This is a genomic window from Prevotella sp. Sow4_E9_plate, assembly GCF_052116205.1.
Lineage (GTDB): Bacteria > Bacteroidota > Bacteroidia > Bacteroidales > Bacteroidaceae > Prevotella.
Map to the genome: position 1 here is coordinate 80855 of NZ_JBQKLN010000011.1, position 18061 is coordinate 98915.

The 18061-nt window shown below is 40.1% G+C and carries 15 protein-coding genes; 8 read left to right on the top strand and 7 right to left on the bottom strand.

Annotated features, from left to right (window positions below; genetic code table 11):
• Positions 1–115 precede the first annotated feature (115 nt).
• The 6 genes from ACTQ53_RS06400 (at position 116) to ACTQ53_RS06425 (ending at position 7008) form a co-directional block, all read left to right on the top strand.
• Positions 116–568 (top strand): A1S_2505 family phage non-structural protein, encoded by a 453-nt coding sequence (locus ACTQ53_RS06400; protein WP_441932478.1) that lies wholly within the window; start codon positions 116–118, stop codon positions 566–568.
• Positions 569–638: 70 nt separating this feature from the next.
• A complete protein-coding gene (locus tag ACTQ53_RS06405) occupies positions 639–1625 on the top strand; it encodes a hypothetical protein (protein ID WP_441932479.1) in 987 nt (328 codons plus the stop codon).
• Positions 1626–1676: 51 nt separating this feature from the next.
• Entirely contained in the window at positions 1677–2885 is a 1209-nt protein-coding gene (locus ACTQ53_RS06410) for a hypothetical protein (RefSeq protein WP_441932480.1), read from the top strand.
• A gap of 74 nt (positions 2886–2959) precedes the next feature.
• A complete protein-coding gene (locus ACTQ53_RS06415) occupies positions 2960–3670 on the top strand; it encodes a hypothetical protein (RefSeq protein WP_441932481.1) in 711 nt (236 codons plus the stop codon).
• A gap of 214 nt (positions 3671–3884) precedes the next feature.
• Positions 3885–6608 carry a hypothetical protein gene (locus ACTQ53_RS06420; protein ID WP_441932482.1) on the top strand — a complete coding sequence of 908 codons (2724 nt, stop codon included), beginning with the start codon at positions 3885–3887 and terminating at the stop codon, positions 6606–6608.
• Between the two features lie 109 nt (positions 6609–6717).
• Positions 6718–7008: an HU family DNA-binding protein gene (locus ACTQ53_RS06425; RefSeq protein ID WP_441932483.1), complete on the top strand. Its 291-nt coding sequence runs from the start codon at positions 6718–6720 to the stop codon at positions 7006–7008.
• Positions 7009–7359: 351 nt separating this feature from the next.
• Here the strand turns inward: ACTQ53_RS06425 and ACTQ53_RS06430 are convergent, their stop codons facing one another.
• The 7 genes from ACTQ53_RS06430 to ACTQ53_RS06460 all read right to left on the bottom strand — a co-directional run bounded on the left by ACTQ53_RS06430 (position 7360) and on the right by ACTQ53_RS06460 (position 16302).
• Positions 7360–9579, bottom strand: coding sequence for a type IV secretory system conjugative DNA transfer family protein (locus ACTQ53_RS06430; protein WP_441932484.1), 2220 nt, complete (start codon positions 9577–9579; stop codon positions 7360–7362).
• A gap of 8 nt (positions 9580–9587) precedes the next feature.
• Positions 9588–10298, bottom strand: a complete 711-nt coding sequence (locus ACTQ53_RS06435; RefSeq protein WP_287594468.1) for a hypothetical protein — start codon at positions 10296–10298, stop codon at positions 9588–9590.
• Between the two features lie 13 nt (positions 10299–10311).
• Complete coding sequence (locus ACTQ53_RS06440) at positions 10312–10887, bottom strand: hypothetical protein (RefSeq protein ID WP_418323936.1); 576 nt, start codon at positions 10885–10887, stop codon at positions 10312–10314.
• A 151-nt stretch (positions 10888–11038) separates the two neighbouring features.
• Positions 11039–11419 carry a PH domain-containing protein gene (locus ACTQ53_RS06445; protein ID WP_441932485.1) on the bottom strand — a complete coding sequence of 127 codons (381 nt, stop codon included), beginning with the start codon at positions 11417–11419 and terminating at the stop codon, positions 11039–11041.
• A gap of 159 nt (positions 11420–11578) precedes the next feature.
• A complete protein-coding gene (locus ACTQ53_RS06450; protein WP_441932486.1) occupies positions 11579–14038 on the bottom strand; it encodes a hypothetical protein in 2460 nt (819 codons plus the stop codon).
• A 3-nt stretch (positions 14039–14041) separates the two neighbouring features.
• On the bottom strand, positions 14042–15244 hold the full coding sequence (locus tag ACTQ53_RS06455; RefSeq protein WP_441932487.1) for an OmpA family protein: 1203 nt from the start codon (positions 15242–15244) through the stop codon (positions 14042–14044).
• A gap of 56 nt (positions 15245–15300) precedes the next feature.
• Positions 15301–16302 (bottom strand): glucosaminidase domain-containing protein, encoded by a 1002-nt coding sequence (locus ACTQ53_RS06460; RefSeq protein WP_441932488.1) that lies wholly within the window; start codon positions 16300–16302, stop codon positions 15301–15303.
• Positions 16303–16509: 207 nt separating this feature from the next.
• On the opposite strand from ACTQ53_RS06460, the gene ACTQ53_RS06465 reads away from it, so the two are divergent.
• Positions 16510–17244: a DUF4099 domain-containing protein gene (locus ACTQ53_RS06465; RefSeq protein ID WP_441932489.1), complete on the top strand. Its 735-nt coding sequence runs from the start codon at positions 16510–16512 to the stop codon at positions 17242–17244.
• 25 nt (positions 17245–17269) lie between these two features.
• The gene (locus ACTQ53_RS06470) at positions 17270–17791 is read left to right on the top strand and encodes a hypothetical protein (RefSeq protein ID WP_441932490.1); all 522 of its coding nucleotides are present in this window, start codon (positions 17270–17272) and stop codon (positions 17789–17791) included.
• Positions 17792–18061 lie beyond the last annotated feature (270 nt).

Here is an 18061-nt window from a genome sequence, read left to right on the forward strand (position 1 = left end):
CAAAAAAATATAGTATTTTTGCATTGGCGAGTGCTTTTTTCTCTGTAAGTGCAGATAGGTTGCATAATGGCTTTCTACTTTTGCATCTAGTATATAAACGAAATATTATAGAAGGATGAAAAGAAAGAACATTTATACAGATGAAGAGCGTTATTGGATGACAGGTGGAAATACGGGAACATTACCTACCCGTATCATCCCGTCTGTTATTTACTGCTTGGCACCAAACGAAATCTTTGTATTTGGAAATAATGCGCTAGGTATGCATCATGCAGGTGCTGCTCGTGTGGCTTACAATGAGTTTGGTGCAGAATGTGGAAATGGTGAGGGATTGCAAGGTCAGTCTTACTCTATTCCCACGATGGAGGGTGAGCATAGTGCGAAGCTTGCTGTCATAAGATTTACGCAATATGCCAGGGAGCATCCGGAACTGAAGTTTCTGGTAACTCCTGTGGGTTGCGGTATTGCTGGTTATACTCCGGACGAGATGGCTCCTATGTTCAAGGATGCAGCTTATTTGGAGAATGTGTATTTACCCATCAGCTTCTGGAAGGTGCTGATAAAATGATATGATATTATTATCATATAAGTTCAATTTTTAAAATCGAGGATTATATTTTTGTTGTATTATGTTAAGTTTGGATGGAACAATGGAACTTGTGGTTATCATATATGGAATAGCATGGCTTTTATCGCTATTATTTCTTGTATATGTGTTTTTTACGGAGAAAGAAAAAATATTTCGCCGTGACAATTGGCATGTCTGGCTTTTAGTAATTGCTTTTACACCTATCATATTATTGGGTATAATTTTGTACATTTCCATTTCCTGTATTTGGGATAAAAAGAAAGATCGTGATTTTAAAAAAGCAAAAGAAATAGAAGAGACCAAGAAAAAGCAGGCTGTTGAAAATTATAAAAAATGCTCAGATTCATTGGTTGAAACTTCTGTAATCGAACAAATTAGTAGAAAATTGCTAAATATAAATTTTGACACATTCAGAATGCCTGAAGAATTGCAAATGATGGTTATTGGTAAAAGAATCCCTACAGACGAAGAGAAAATATTAGGTGTACTAGACAAAATAAAATTATTGGTAGGCTATAGTTTGGAACTTGAATTCCCCGATGATTCGGGATGTGGTGGACGTACTTACATCAATATCAAGAAACCAAATGGAAACTTAAGTAAAAAGTTTTTAGATTTTGTGATTGTTGATGACTCACCATTGGGTGCTTTACAGATTTATTTTTTAAGTAAACTGTGGCATCATCTTCCTATGTTTTGGCATGGATATTATGATCAGAGGTTCAGTGTTTTCTCCAAAGATGATCTTTTAAAGATTAAAGTTAGGTCAAGAAAAACACGAGTTGAGCGTCCTCTAAAGCCTTCAGATATTTATGAAGAAGAAAATGACCTTCCCAAGGAAGCATTGGCTTGTGATGTGACTCCTAAAGTTACTCGATACGAGGATAAGTATTATGTCAGTTGCTGTTATTGGTCTGAGTTTGGAGGGCTGATTCGGGAACTTGTTGAAATCAAGATTGAAAACAACAAGGTTACAGAATTTCTGGATGCAAACCGAAAAGTCCTTTATAGATACCATTGTGGTATTATGTACTAATGGGTTTGACATATGCAGAAATAATTAGTGTACAATAAAAATACAAATACAATGACAAATCTTTCTGAAAAATTTCTATCAAATCTCATACAACGTGGTTATAATTATGTTGATAGTGGATTTTGTGTTTGGGCGGATTGGAAACAAGAGATGTCTTTGTTTCTACATGCTTCGAATAATGACCTGTTGGATTTATCAGAAACAGATATAAATGATATTATTCAATTTGTTTGGAATCAATCATATACAATAGAAAAGAAAGTGAAAAAAATATCTGAATGGGCTTTTGTCAAGAATCAGGAAACTAAGTATCAAAAGGAAATGCGCAATAGTATCGATCGTCTATTTAAGGCGATTGAAAACTATCGTAAAAGCGAATTCTTTGAAGAACTTCTGAAATTTTCAGCACAGTTTAAACTCCTTGCTCCATATAATGCCATGATGGTAAAAACTCAAATGCCGTCAGCTCGTTATGTTTTAACTGCGGCAAACTGGGAAAAAAAGTATGATAGAAAGCCTAAAAGGAATGCGAGACCTTTAGTCATTCTCCGCAAGTATGGTCCTGTGGATTATGTATTTGAAATAGGTGATACGGAACCCATTGAGAAAAGTCTCTTCGCCATGTCTGAAGAACAGATATTGGAACTTATAGCTGATCCTTACTCAACTACAGGAAAAATAGACAGGAAGGACTATCATGCATTGGTTCAGTCTTTGTCTTATTATGGTATTGCGCTTGAAAAATTTCGAGTTGCCTCCTCTTTTGGTGCTCAAATACTTAAAACACCATGTAAAGTAAATATTAAAGGCATTGAAGCAAAAGGACATTATGTCATCAGTATCAATGATAAGTCTAGTCTTGGGACAGCTTTCGCTTCAATCTGTCATGAACTTGGTCATTTCTTTTGCTACCATCTTACAGCTCCTAAAAAAGGAAAGGACGATTGGTGGACATGGAGACGTTTGAGTTGGGAACAAAAGGAATTTGAGGCTGAAATCGTATCTTTTATTATATGTGAACGATATGGAGTAGGCAATAGATCATGGGAATATCTATCTCAGGTATTAGGTAAAACGGGATCTATCCCAGAAGGTATCAGTATTGACAGAATCTTTAAAGCTGCTAATGAGGTAGAGCGCATGCTTAATGAGGATTTGGATCCTCGGACATGTTTGCTTTACTTTAATGATAAGGATTTCAAAAAACGATATGATATGGCTTATCCAAAGAATGAAATTCCGATAGATTTTGAAAAATGAAATGTCTTTATGAAATTAAAATGTTGATTCCTATGAAGAAAACTTATATTCGCATATCACCAGATATAGATGTTTTGTGCATAAATAGTGATAGTTGCTGTGCTAGTGCTTATGGCGACGAGATTTATAACGATAGTCCTTGGCTGGGCCCTCGTTTCAGTATCGTCGTACCAGGAATAGAGGAATGGGTAAAACGATATGAGGATGCAACCGATTTTGCAGAAACAACAACTGAGCCTTCCTTTGACTGGATTTCATGGCATTACGAGGGATTATGTTTCGCTAAAGCAATTTGGGAGCAAATGCCTAGATGCTACGAGCTATATTATGAGCCGCCATTTGAGGATCATAGCGGCACTATGGGGAAACTTCTAATCGATGAAAAGGTTGATGGGCTGATTGACAGATTGCGTCCGCTAGCTAACCTAGCTTCTGCCTCTCTTTCTATCAAGGACAACATCGTGTATAAGTTGGAGCGAAAAGGGGATAGCATGCTGATTAGGTTTCGTATTAATAACCTGGTCTTTGATTTGCCTCTTTCTTTCAAATGTTTGACAGGAATTAAGCAATGGTTGAATGACATCATCGATACAAAGACCGGTGTGTGCACTGTTCATGTACAAGAATATGACCTTCATTATTCGCATCAGACAGTAGGCATGCATCCTGAGATGGGCCGATTCTGGATTTCAAAGTGCTATCCCTATGATAGCAAGTTTTGCGCATACGTGGATTCTCAGGAATTTGTGAAAGGGTTCTTGACTCTAATCTCTATGCTTAAATAAGGTGAAAATTTTGAGCCATTTTTTGTCGTTGCAATATTTAACGGCAATTTTGGACTCAATATTAATTTTAGAATACATGTATATGGACGCTAGTGACTCAATTACTGTTGTTTGTCGTTTCTTCATTAAAAAAATCCTAATATTTAAGGTAAAAGGTTCTGCGTCTCAATTTAAATTGCTATTTTTGTAGAAACAATTTTAAACTGAACAGCTTATGCAGATATCCACACAAATAGAAGATTCCCTTTATGAAGAAATGAGGAAACATCCTTTTTTCTTCCTCAGACTACATGAAGAAAACAAACATGGTTATAATAGTAGTGAAGAAACCTATTTGTACTGGGAGGCAATTGACCACGAGGATGTAATTTGTTTCTCAGCAGGGAATTTTGGTAATATAAGCATCAGGTATTGTTTATGCAAAGTTGATAAAGGAGAGTTTGTTCTTGACAAAGAAGGACATTTGAATGAAAATATGGTTACTATGTATTTTCATGAGGTTGTTCCATCAGAAAATGATTTATATGCCATCTTATATGACTGCGTGTCAAGAAGCATGAATCTGGATGATAAATATTCATTTGTAACCTTACTATGGGTTTTGGATAAGTGTTCTATCTCCCAGCAGACTTTGGTTGATGTATTGCGTAAAATTCCTAATGCTCAATCACGTGTTTATGTTCTTGAGATTTTAAGACAACATGGACGTTGCCTTTCGAGAAATAAGCAAATGGTATTGGCTAATGTTTGCGAGGAGTTTGGAGCACGCTATGATATATATATGCCAGCCATGTTGGTAGAGGCTCTTGATTTTTGCCAAGGAAAGGGGATTGACAGGAAGCATGCCAATCTTTTTTCCCTGGTAGATTTTGTCATGAGTTCCAGAACTGATATTGATTTATCAGCTGCAGTAGGGACTGATAATCCTTTAATCAAACTACGCTTGTGGTTTAAGTCGGATAGTTCTTTTGGGGATTACTCCATTTTACCTTCATTGTTTACTCTGGTATCAGAACCAGTTAAACTGCTGATGGTGAAAAGATACTTTCATGATGTCAGATTGGGGAATACAGAATTCGATTGCGAACTCATTAAGCAATTCATTGATAATAAGTATGATAGTTTTACTCGATACAGATATAGTATTACCACTCCAATGGATTCGATAATATTGACTGTACCACTGCTGTGCGATACCCTTTTGACCTTATATAATACCAAGGGAAAGGAGTTTCAGACTTTCAATGGTATTTTGGATTTTGCTATTACTCATTGTGATTCTTCTCATCCTTCTGTGGATTGGAAGTTAGAAAGAATTTTGCCTATTTGCAACCATGGTGTGATAATCAATAATGACTTTAAGGGATTTGTAGATTATCAGTATGTTTGCGAAATAAATGAGTCTAAACTGCAAGATAAGGAAGGGGTAGAAACAGTCATAAGATATCTTCTTGATCATCACTTTTCTAGAGTATATTACCCTTCATGTATACATGAGAATGGCTCTATGCTTTTGAATGGACAGTGTGAACTTTGTCCAAAGATCAATGAGCCTAATAATCGAAACAGTTCTGGGCAATTAAACTGTGTTGTCTATAAACCATATGCTGATAGATGGAAAGTTGACGTGTCTGAGCCAAGTATGAGTACTTTTGTAAGTAAGGTGATTGATTCAGAATCAGAGGCAAAGCAGAATGCAGTTGGTAGTGTACTCACATGGGACATGGTTTCAGTTAAATCCTTTCACCAGTATGTTTTAAATTTAGCATCTAAATATACAAACTTGGGCAATGGTGAGTTTTTGGTTCCTTCATACAAAGACAAGAGTTTTGAACTGGGTGTCTTGGAAAAATTCTGGAACATTAGGCGGGTACGTATTATGCCTCGTCTGGGGATTAAGGTTAATGAGAACTTCGATGTGTTCGGTGTATGGAAGGACGTTAGCAAGACTCTTTCTAAAGCAGAACTTCAAAATGAACATTCATCTGGATATATAGCTGCAGAAGAGAAATATCGCCAGCTTGTTTCTGATGAAATTTCTAAGAGATGTGTTGAATCTTTAAAGTCCATATTGGGAACCAATGAATACAATGGTGAGTATTTTGAGATTCCATATCAGGAGGATGTTTTGGAGAATGTCCTTAACAAGTATTACTTTAAGGATTCTTCTACTGATAACAATCAGAAATTCGCGGATGAGTTTTTAATGGAAAAGCCAGTGAATTCCAAGTTTTTGTCATTTTGTGCACCGAAGCAAAGTGAAGATAAATTCTTTGCCATCAATTTACCATATTTCTGGTGTAGAGGTAAAGAATGCTTCCACAATAATCTGGGTAATCAGACACTTGAAGAAGAGAATAAATGGTGGAAATATTCCTTATATCATCTGGTGGAAATCATTGGTTATCCTAAGTTGCACAAAAAGGATGCTGGATATGAGCCGGATGATGCTGTGCGTACTTTCATTGCCATCGTGAACAAGGTAATGCAAAAGTTTAAGAGGTTGAAATGTAGAGGGTGCGGACATCTGATGTTTGCAAACAAGAGTCGTGGATTCAATCGATACAATTACTTCTCTTGTGTCAATCCCTTATGCCCTGAGCATGGGAAATCTATCTATTTGAACTACTGTTTCAAATGCAAGAGAGGACTGATAGATTCCAGGGATACCAAACGGTGTCCGAACAACTGGTATATCTGTCCGGATTGCCTGGCTTGTTGCGATGATAGTATGTATGCCAGACAGGTGCAGCTCTATATATTGGCCAATAAGCCGGTTCCGGACAAACTGAATGCCATGTTGGGACATGGACATAATGATAAGAACATGTTTTTCTGCCCTGACTGTGGTTGTCAGATTTTGATTACCAAAGATGAGCATGATAATGAAATCAAGATTTGCCCTCACTGCAAAAGGGATTTCAATGATAAGTTGTAGTTCATTTTACTGGCTGAAGTATAGGAGCAGATGGTAGTTTTCATAGAAATTACTTGCTCATTTCAAAGGTTTTTCATATCTTTGCATTCTGTTTTTAATAATAATGAATATGAACAAAACTCAGATTGTATCGGCATTTGCTGAAAAGGCTGGCATCACAAATAAAGATGCCTCCATGTACTTCAACGCCTTGATGGGTGTTTTAGCAGACAACATTGTTGAGGGGGATGGCGTAATTGCTATTCCTGATTTTGGCCGTTTCTCTATCAAGCATATAGCGGAACGCCAGGGTATCAACCCTGCAACAGGTGAGAAAATTACTATTGCAGCTCGTGACAAGGTAGTATTCAAGGCTTCTGACAGCCTTCCCTATTTTTCACGAAAGCATAGTTGTGAGTAGGTAAGGATAGTAAGTTTTATATCTTAAATCGGTGAGCCATCAGTGAAAACTGGTGGCTTTTTTAGTACTGTACAGATAGGATGCACTGAAAATTTGTACTTTTGTGGCAAATTATTGAGTAATTTGTGACGTAGTATCTTATTTTTTGTACTTTTACAGGTTGAAAACGGATACTATTATCCGCTAACATTAATTAAATGGCTTATGGAAGAGAATATTTGTCCTGAATGTGGCAGTCCCAATCTTCAGTGGTATGAGGATGGAACAGTGGAGTGTTTGGATTGTGGGTTCGTTTTCAACCCATAGTTGAATTTGTGATATATGACTCCACTTTTTAAAGTGGAGTCATTGTTATTTAGTAGGAGATGATTCCTTTTTCTCTGATTTACCGAATTCAGTTTGTATCTTCTTGATCATGTCCTTTACTTCCTGGTCAATGCGGTTGAAGTTATTGTAGAGAATTCGCTCCTTGGCATCCATGGACTTGAAGTTGTAATATATAGGAAGAGGGTAGTTCTTATAATCCTCTTCTTCTGCCTTGATTGCGTCCATGTTGAAGTTCGTTTTGCAGAAGAACTTGGAGGTTTTGAACTCCTCGGCCTCCTGGATATTCATAGAGCCATTCTTGCCGGTCTTGGTTACGGTAAAGTCTCTAGCTGTCTGTCCGCAGATCCAACCGGATGCCATATCGCTGATTTTTGAGGCAGGTACCAAACTGTCCATGTTCTCATTGAGATTGATGGAAGTACGGTCTCTATCAATCGTAATACCTTTCTTGAGTTGGACAACCTTTCCGAAAATGTCTCCAGATAGCCAGTCCAAGGTATCCTTGCTTCTGGCGGAACCACTGATGACATTGCCCACGGTAGTGATAATCTTGTCTTTACCCACCTTGCCATAGTCAGCTTCAAGCTGAGGTAACTCCTGAAAACCGAGAGTGACGGCAACTTTATTACTTCGAGCTGTACCGATAAGTCTGTCAATCTTATGAAAGTAGAGTGTCGGCAGCTCATCCACAATGATACTCACAGGGACGTTTTTGCCTTGACCACTATTCACTCGGGTTACCAGACGGTTGAGAATCAAAGCATTCAGTGCACCGATGATACTCTCCATTTCTGGGTCGTTGGCGATAAGCAGATAGCTTGGATTTTTCGGGTCAGAGACCTTCAAGTCGAAGTCATCTCCACTGAAAACCCAATAGGCTTCCTTAGTGGCAAGGCGCGATGTCTGCACTCGGAGCGTACCTATCATACCTTCCAGCTGTTCCATAGCCTTGTTGTCAAAGGCTGTTTTGAATGGTCCCAAAAGGGGATATACTTCGGGGTCGGTGACCAGAACCTCGAAAATCTCTTCATAAGAGTGGTTCAAGAAGGAGAGTACATGAGGCATGTCGGAGTACTGGCCTTTCCAATAAGCTGGCTCCACCAGTTTATCCATCTGTCCCAGGCAGCCTTTGGCATACACTCGTCCTGTGAGTCGTTTATGATGAGTCTCTGGGTCTTCGCTATACTCTGCATCCAGTTCATGACCGTATTCATCGTATGGTTTCTTGCCGTAGTTGACAAAGAAATAGATACATGCGGCCAGGAAATTGGTGGCTGATGTCTGGAAGAACTGGTCGCTACCACCACCTGAACCCTTTTGACCTTTCTGGAGGGATTCAATGAGTGTTTCTGCCGTTTCCTGTGCTGCAGCCAGATTGCCTATATACTTTTGTTGGATAGGATTTACTCTACAGCTGTATTCTACGTTTACGAAGTTAATGATACGGAATTTACACCCTTCCGGTATTTTCTTCTGTTCCTTATTCTTTCTATAATGATAATATAGCTTGGTGGCCAGTGTCGGAAATTTATAATCGTACACCACCATCGAGAACCCTTTACTGGAATGCTGCCTAATATAAGGTTCTATAACAGAGAATGTTTTACCTGAGCCAGGGGTTCCCACAACCCAGGTTCCTCTGAAAGGATTGATGATGTTGATCCAGCCATGACGGAATTTCCCCTGATAGTAGAAGCGCATCGGTATGTTCACGGAATAAGGATTACTGACACACTCTGTGGATTGCTCGAAACTCTCGTTCTCCAAGTTGAATCGGTCTTTGAGCATGCCGCTTCTGAAGTACTTGGATATATTGTCAAGTGCTACCTGTGTCAAAACCGTTCCGGCAATTGACAATAGCATATATACCCAAATGTTACCACTAAGTATGCCTATTTTGAAGTGCCAATCCCAATAGTAGATACCAACAGACAGCAAAACCATCAGAAGGCCTGAGGATATAGGCCAGATAACCATTTTCTTGGCATCATACTCAATCTGCTTCTTATTTTTTGTACCAATGCAGGTAATAATGACCATGATGAGGGTCACCAGTTTACTATAGGGCAGGAACTGATATACAGACAGGTGCTGAAGTTGGCGATGTAATCCTGTTATGATGCCTCCCAAGAAATCCAAATCTTCGGGATTGATGGCATACATGAAGAACTCCAGGAGCAAAGTCACATAGATGACAGCCCTAAACAGGGTATAGGTTCCTTGTAACTCTTTTGATTCTTCCATTGTTGTATTTACTTGTTACATTTTACACTATTGGCTTTTTGTTTCCAACGTTCCTGGCATGCCGTGACAATTTCTGTCATGCTTCTGGTTTTCCTAGGATTGCCCCTGAGTTCATACCAGGAATCCATGAGCGTGGTGAAGGAAATGAGCCTGTTCATCTTTCTCATCTTATAGTTCAGAGCACGGAGACTTCTTCTGACATTACTCATGCACTCGATTCTTTCCTTGACAGTCATCTTCGCATTCTTATCCTTGTCTTTATTCAAAGGAACAAGAAGTTTGATGTCTGCTGCCACTTGCATACCAGTCTCGACCACCTCCGTATAAATGTTGTTCTTCCTTTCTGATACTGCTACAGCTATGAGATTAGCAGGACAATCGGATGATGTGGCTTTCAGCTGCTTGATGTTCTTGAACGCCTGATCCACCTCATAATAGATGCCATAAGTCTCGGCTGCAATACTTAGAATATCTCCAAAGCTATCCAGATAAGAATTGAACTGCTTTTGAAAATCAGTGATTTCCTCCACCTCTTCTCTTAGGAATTTATGCCCCGACAGGTTAAGTGTCATGGCAGCATCCTGGGCTATAAGCGTTTGCTTCGCCTGTTTTGCATAAGTATAGAACATACCGGCTCTTATTACGTCTCCACCAACCCATGCCTTTGCCTGAGTATGAAGAAGCAGGAGTGTTCCACAAATCAAAATATATCTATTCATTAGCTCATGCATTTTATTGGAACCATGGTTTGTGTTCTTGCCTCATACGATAGAATCTTGCCACTTGTTTCATGGCCTTGCCATGTCGCCTGATGGCATCTGAGGCTATCATACCATTTGTTTTCTCAATTTTTCCGGCTATGGCTCTGTTCCATACGTCCTCAAAATTGTAGATACAGACACTAAGAGCAAGGCTGCGAAGTTTTTTGTTCAACACTTCTAGTTCCTCGCTCAGTTGCCATAGGAGCATCGTACGCTCAGCACCATTGAGCATGCTCTCTTTACCACCTGCCTTGATGACTTTGTTCAAGATGCGGTAGGCTTTAGTAAACTCTGCCGCAGTTTCCATGTAGAGATTATTCATGCTCATGGAGGCGAATACACCTTCTGGATTGATTTTTCTGGCTTGGTCAATCTCCCACAAATAGGTGAGTGTCTGCATGCCATCTTGATACAGAGTGGCTGCTGCAGCTATTTTCTCTGCGTAGCCCTTGGCTGTTGTGAGATAGGCATTATACTGCTTTTCCCATTTTTTCATGGTGGCAGCATCCTTTACCATCGATCCCTGTACGCCTGCAAGATCATTCATATTGTCAGTTTGACTTTTTATTTTGGCACTTACATTAGCTTCTCCTTTTTGTATGGCAGCATATTGCAGGGGATTGGAGGTTGCTACCCCTTGGCTATGACCTTTAATCCAGACGGAAAAAATGAATATGCCTGCCAGAAGCAGCTTTTTCTTAATTTGTAATTTCATAAATTCCCTTTTTCCTTTTATTAAACTCAACTCTGCGTCGGATTTCTCCGACAATATCCTTCCTTGCCTTGATTCCCACCAGTTTGAGACAGCCATTGGTTCGGTCTCTGCTAAGGATGATGACCGTTTTGATACCGACCAATAGCTGTAGTAGGTTTTGACGTTGCTCATAATCCACTACACGATAGAGTTCAATATAGTGAGTTGTTCTTGCCACCAAACCCTTCCTTATAATTATCTGCTCTGAAGTTATTGTGTAACTTGTCACCAGTTGGGACAGGGTAGCCAGCACAAACATGAATATCCCAAAGATGGCAAAGGAATAGAAAATCCAATGCTCAAGTTTAGTGATATGATGCCCCATCCATATGCATCCCAATATGAATGGTATGAAGAGCAGGTTAGTGAGCAGAATGTATCGGCAGCATGGACGTAGTTTCACCTTGGGATAGGCATTTGTTTCGAAGTTATACATATGATATTGATGAATAGTACTACTTTTACTTGATTTTGGGGAGATGGGCTATATGCCCATTCCCCTACCTTCTCCACGTGACATGGCTGCTTCATGATTGAAATTCTCAAATTTGGCCGCAGCCACTTCCGCCGGTGAAACTACCCCAGGCTTGAAATAGACACCTTTATGCTCATAAATGTCAGGACGTGGCATGGCTGGTCTTGATAGACTGGCTGCTACGTCCAAGCCTGTTGTCACTGCCGCCAATATTGCTGCTCCCAAGTTGAACCCATGTCCTTCCTTTGTACACATCTTCACTTCAGGGAAAATCTTGTCAAAGAGCTTCATGCGTTGCATATCATTTACCGCCAGGAACTTATTATATTCCTTTTGGGTAATCTCGTGAGAGAATACATTGCCATCGATGACAGCGGACATCTTGTATTTACCCTCAATTACCTTTCCGTCAGCATCTTTGAGACGTTCCACGGCAATGTCACTGACTTCCGTGGCTCTTCCATGTTCACCACTTCTTCTCCACTCCTTGCTTGATTTGAGATTTTCAAGCCCCTCACCATTTACCTTGGCATCACCCAGGAGAGTTAGCTTGGTTTCTCTCTGAAGGTCAGAAAGAGAGATGTCTCCCAGTGACTTGCTCTCTGAAAGGATGAGTTTTTTGATGTCCTCCTGTGACAATGAATCCACAGAAAGGCCTCTTTGTTTGAGAAGGTTGGCTATTCGCTCATTGCTATAACCGGAGTTCAAGTTCTGCTCTGCATGAGATTGTGGAAGCTTGAGTTCCTTAACAACAGTCAGTTTATTACCCTTATCATCCGTTATAGGTATAAGTTGGGTAAGCATCTTGGCTCTCCCATCGTCAGTAGCATTTCTGAAGTCCTGATACTGTTTCTCGGAAATCTTGAAAGCCCACATGCCCACATCGCTGGAATCGCGCAGGTTCAAGAGATAGTTGCCTGAGATTTGATCCTTCCATACCATGGCTGAGGTAATGAGTGCCTTGGTGTTGTCACTTGTCAAACTATAGTTACCATGCATGCTCACTACCCCTTTAGCCGTTTCCAGATTCCCCGATAGAATATGGTCTTCGTTCTTGCCATTGCTGGCGTCTTTTATCTTCACCTCATCAAACACCTTGTCAAAGAGTTCCAGGCGATGCTCATCATCGTAGTTGATGAACTTGATATAGTCTTCCTTGGAAATCTCATGACTCATCACCTCATTATTGATGACAGCTGTCATTCTGAATGAAGTCTTCTCCCCATCGTGAGTGGGGTAGGTTTGGATTTCTCCTACGCTTACTCTTCTGCCATCCTTGACAGGAAGGTAGAAAGCCTTATTCTCAGTGAGCATTCTGCCATCGACGACACCTATGGAGTTCCATCTGTCAATATAACCTGTATGATAATCTGTTCGCTGATGTCCCAATGTAATGATATCGATATGCTTTTGATGAGCATTCATTGCATCTTGAGCGATAAAGATCTCCTTCTCTGCCTCAGGCTTGAGCTTGATATCAACATAGTCCTTGGAGTTGAGCATCTGCCGAGTGATTTTGCCGGCAAAGTCATTTTCAATCACCTTATTGATTATAGAGAGGCGCTCGTCTATGGACACCACATTTTTGCCCTTGTTACCTTGCTTGCCTGTATCCTTGAAATTCTTCGCCATGAGTTTGGAGAGTTCCTCATTGGAAAGGTCGTATTGAAGATTCTTGTTGACGGAAGAAGACTTGATGGTCAATGTCTTGTTCTTATCATCAATGACGACTCCATGGGAAGCTAGTATATGTTGGAAAAGTTCTGGTGTAGCATAAAGAGTGGATCCCATGGCCTTGTCCAAAGGTTCTGCCAGTCCTTTTGGACGAGCCAGCATTCTTGGCTTAGAATGAATCTCCAAGTTATGAAGAGGGTCGGCAACCTGTGTGCCTTTATCATAAAAGCCGTATGCTCCACTTTTAAGCTCTCCTGGTTTCAGCCTTCCATCAGGACGGTCAACTACAACCGGTGCAGAAGAAGCGAAAAAAGGTCTTCCTTCAATTCGTCGTACATGGTAGCCTCTTTGCGGAAGCAATGAAAGTCTATCCATGAAGGAATTGAATTTTCCGTATTTTGCTCCCATGAAAGGATGGAACTTGGGTTCTCTATAACCATATTCTCCATCCATGATGGTGTGCCCCCATTGCCCCATATTAACAGGAGAATTGGCATTCTTGGCCGTTACCCATGCATTGGGCATATAATAATCGTTCTTCACGATGGATGTGAACGTCTCGTATGCCTTTCTGTTAAATGAATTGGTTCCTCCTGATCTGAGATTCTCAACCTGACTTTGCGTCAAGGTGTAGTATCTTGGGGTGGAGGAGTTGTGTGCAAGGGTTATAAGCTGCATCTCACCTGATGGAGTTAGAGAGAGATGTGCTTGCATGCCATTGGCATTCAGGGTAGCCTGTAGCTGGGGAGCGATATCATAGCTCCCAAAATTGGAATTTCTTCTGAGTAGAGTCATATCCTATTTATTTTCCAGTGATGAATTGTCTTTGGATAAAATGACACATGTATGGCGATTGGCCGTGTATGGCTTATATATATCAATTCCTCCATGGCTCACACCTTGTAGCTTTTCCTTTTGTACACCAGCATCAATCAGCAGCTTGGCTATATACTTAGCTCTTTTGATACTCAACTTTCTGTTATACTCTTTACTGCCAGTGCGGCTATCTGCTGCACCAATGACTTTTACTTTGAGATTATATTCCTTCACTGCAGCTGCTATCTCAGATAGTTCTATTTTCTGTTGGTTATCAACGAAATCAATGCTGTTGATTTTGAAAAAGAACAAGATAGGAACGTCGATATTCTTATCAAGTATGACATCACCCGAACCCATTGCGCTCCTTATTCTTTCTCTCAGTTCATTGAGGCCTCGATAGTTGTTCTTAGGATAGGAAGATACTTCTCTTGGCACATTGCAATGATAGTAAGGGACCGTTTTTAATGTTTTTTTCTTCCATCCTTGCTTTCCTATATCTATTGTAAGTCCCAAGTTGGCATGAAACAGGTTATCTCTGAGTGAACTTCCTGTACCCAGGCCATCGAATTTCTGAGCAGTGGCAATAGCACCAACTTCTGCGGACAAACTAAATCTGTCAGCTATTCTATAGCTGCATAGCATACCATAGTTGAGGGCAAACTCTGTCTTGTGGAGGTGTGAATTGTGGATGGCACCAGCTCCCATGTAAGGACCAAAGTTCCATTTTGGCATTTTCTCATATTCCTTATGATAAAAGGATGATATATTGACCATCAGATCAAAGTGATAGTTTTCATATCTTTCCTTGTTGAGATTAGCTGTCTTGAACTTGAATCCATCAAAGGCAATACGGGTACCAAAGTATGGAGTATGCCATTTGCCCAAGGTGATTTCCAAGTTGGGAGTTACTCTGTCAAAGAGATCACCGCATCCCGATGGAGAACCGGCAAAAGCGGCAGCTCCAGTTCGTGCAGAGACAAACCAGTTGTCCAGAATGCCAGATGGCTTGAATTTTAGACATGATGCATCATGATTGGTAGTACACGTGGTCGCTGCATCCTGTATTGGTGTAGTCACTTGTGATACCACAAAGTTCTTCTCGGCCTCCGAGAAGACTACTTGGGCCTGTACAGAAATCACTGCCAGGCAAAGTCCGAGGAATAATAGTTTCAATCTTTTCATGCTCTTATTTTAATCTTTTATGTTATATATATATTATAATGTGTAGTTGAGCAGAGTCACATCTTTTCAGCAAGATGATCGAAGAGGAAAAGCTTGTATCGGCTGATAATCCTCTCACAGCATCTGACGTAATGAATATTAGTGGCATATCCGGCAGCCTTAATCCCCCTGAGCCAATTGTGATGGTCAGTGGAATCATATTTATGGCATTTCTGATAGCGTTCACCCATTAAAAGCCTGGAATGATATTCCATGCTTTCTTCTGCAGAAGAGAAGTTGCAGAATTTCTCACTTGGCTTATCATCATTATGCAGACTATAGGGTAGTCCTTTTTCCAACCAGTTCTTGCTAGCCTTGATACCAAAGAAGTTATTTCCTTCCTTGGCTAATTTGCTTGTTCCCCAACCACTTTCAAAAGCCATCTGGGCTAAGATAACCGAAGATGGAATACCATATTTACGTTGCTGGCTCATGGCTAGTGGGGCATATCGCTTCAAGAAATCCGCCGGACTTAATTTATCTTTTTTGTCCAGGTCTAAAGCTTCTACAGCTCTTTGTTGGGTGTCCCTAACAAAAGTCAGAAGCAGGTAGGGATTCTCTATTTTCCCCAGGAGGCGGCATGTAAGATGCAAATGAGGGCCGGTAGCCCTTCCGGATGCACCTGTTTTTCCCAAAGCATCACCAGCATATACCGTTTCCTGATTCTTCACCCAGATTTCTGAGAGATGACAATAACTCAATGTATAGTTGCCTGCCTGCAAGGTGATGTAATGTCCTGCGATAGGATCATAACCCACTGTTTTGATATAACCATCAAACATGGCATATACCTCTTCATATTTAGCAACTAGGTCAATGCCTTGATGATTCCTTTTTTTCCCAGTGAATGGGTCAGACCTTATTCCGTATGTTGAGCAGATTTGAATGCTCTTTAAGGGATAGCAGACACTTTGGTACTTGTCTATCCAATAGTTCGCGGCTTCAGCAGATCCTTGTGCCAGAACATTTATGGGCAGCCAGAGCAAGCTTGTAATCATCCATTTCAATCTTTTCATCATTTCTACCTTATTTATATAATACAGGGTGCAAAGGTAAATGGAAAGATTGAATTTATAGGTAGAAAATGAATTGAAGTTATTTTTTAACACAAAAGCAGTTCTTTTGTTAATATATTATCATAGATATGTTAAAAATAAAGTTTAATTATGCAGAGGAGGAAAAATTCATTTTTTAGCATTACCTTTGCCGAAAAATTTAGATAAGGTATGACTAAGGTAGAAAGATTTCAGGATAATGAGATTCCTTATGAGCTTCTAGCTTCATTTGGACTCTCGCAAGAAATGGTAGATGACCTTCCACAGAAGGTATTGGAGCAGTTGCTCTCTGGGCAACGAACTCCACTTCTGCCTATTTGCAATGTAGATGAGAATGGAAATTGTAATAACTCTCTCGCAAGACTTTCTCTAGTGAGGACAGAAGATGGCATTGATGTCATCTTCATGTCCTGCTGGAAAAGCAAATTGCTGGAAGAGTTTGAATTACAGCAGCAACAGGCTCTCAAAAACGGAAGAGCCCTATATTCAGCTGAAAAAAATGCGTATTATCAGTTGGATTATGCTACCCAGCAGATTGTTTCCATGCCGGCCTATGTAATACAGCATAACATGCGTGTACTAGGCAGACAATTGGATATGGAAGCCTCAGATTTTGAGCAACTTAAAGAAGGGGATGTTCTTTGTCTGATTCAGGAGGACAAACCAATTTCGTTAGGAATTGACCTGATGCAGGATATAGGTATTCGTGTAGTGAATGGAGATAAAGAACAGTGGCAGAGAGAATTCACTGGAGACGAATTTCCTCTTTACAGTTTTGGCATCAGCGGTTGTTGGGTGAATGATGGGCATTTTTCCTATGTGAAGGAAGAAGACTATACTCAGGACATGTTAGATGCATTGGCTGAGAGAGTGAACCAGGTAAAGAGAGCTGCATTCCATCGCTAGTATTCATTTTTAAAGGATAACAGGTATGATACTAAGTGGATTTCAAGAGGAGCATCAGCTTCTCGATTGGTATGAGCAGGATTCAATCTCTGCTCTGCAATATATTGAACATCATTCAATAGGTATGATCAACCGCTTCAAGAAGTGGTGTCAGGAGAGTGGAAGCTGTGAAGATGAAGAATCTGCCAAGGATTTTTTAGATGAATATAATGGATTATTCTTGGACACTGTAGTCAGTAAGAATGAGAATTCAACTGCAGCAGATACTTCTATGTTTCATCAATGGTGTGAGAACAGCGAGTTTTTGGATGAGCTATATTCATCTAAGCCCGCCCTTCATGTGACTCTCTGGCGATATCAGAATCCATGTTCCACAGATAAGCAGAAATGTGCCCATGACTTGGATGTTTCCACAGGGGAAATTGAGAAATGGTGGTCTGTAGTGGATTTCTTGAATTTTGAACATGGAGGAAATTATCAGCCAGTAAGGTTGGACGAAGAATCCATATCAATGGCGATTTTGTATGTTTGCCAACTACATATATAGATAAGCTTTTAAATTATTATCCAATTGTTAGTACTATTGTGTCATTCGTGAGAATAGCATAAGTAACAGATGTTTTTAAAAAGTTTGAACCGACTCATAGTGTATTATTAATAATTATATTCTCAAATCGCATCGCTTGTGATGAGTAGTGCGATTTTAAGGGGGTGTAATTTAAACTGTGTCAAGGCTTGTTCTTAACTTTCATTCCCACTCCCTGCTGGGGGCATGCCCCCAGCAGGGAAGCCTTTTCGGCTGCAAAGTTACATAATT